The sequence below is a fragment of the Kocuria sp. CPCC 205297 genome, assembly GCF_040981035.1.
Lineage (GTDB): Bacteria > Actinomycetota > Actinomycetes > Actinomycetales > Micrococcaceae > Kocuria > Kocuria marina.
Window position 1 is genome coordinate 1 of the sequence record NZ_JAVKPY010000041.1, and the last position, 573, is coordinate 573.

Sequence of the window (573 nt, forward strand, 5' to 3'; positions counted from 1 at the left end):
ATCATCAGCCACCCAAATCCTCGTCGAGCCGCACGAACAGCTCACCGCGCACCGGATTGATCAACTCCGGGTGCTTTTCGATAATGAGTACCTCACCACGCATGGCGAGTGGGATCCTGAGCAGCCTTAAGGTTACGCACCGCACGACGTCCATCTGATCGCCACCGCTATGGGCGCCGTCGTTGGCCACGTGGGATGGGCCAAGCGCGTCATCACGGTCAATGGGCAGGAAGTGACCATCGCTGGTGTTGGTGGAGTCTTAGTTTCACCTGCTGGCCGTGGTCACCACCTCGGCCAGCAGCTTATGGAAGCCGCTCGCCAGTCGATGCTCGCTGACCCCGACATAGAGTTCGGCTTCCTCGGCTGCGCCGAGTCTGTCGTGCCGTTCTACGCCTCATCTGGCTGGCAGCGCATCAGAGCGCCAGAACGGTGGATCAGCCGAGAGGGACGCGCGATCGCCTCGCCAGCAGGACACCCCCTCTTCATCCTGCCGGTGCATGGCAATGCTGCTGAGTGGCCGACCGGCGAGGTGGACTTGAAGGGGCGATCGTGGTGACCGTGTGGACGCTACGC

1 pseudogene is annotated in these 573 nt (G+C 62.5%); it reads left to right on the top strand.

From position 1 onward, the window contains the following. Positions 1 to 151: 151 nt before the first annotated feature. Positions 152 to 556, top strand: a pseudogene (locus RF650_RS13530) (GNAT family N-acetyltransferase); the annotation flags it as partial. Positions 557 to 573: the final 17 nt, after the last annotated feature.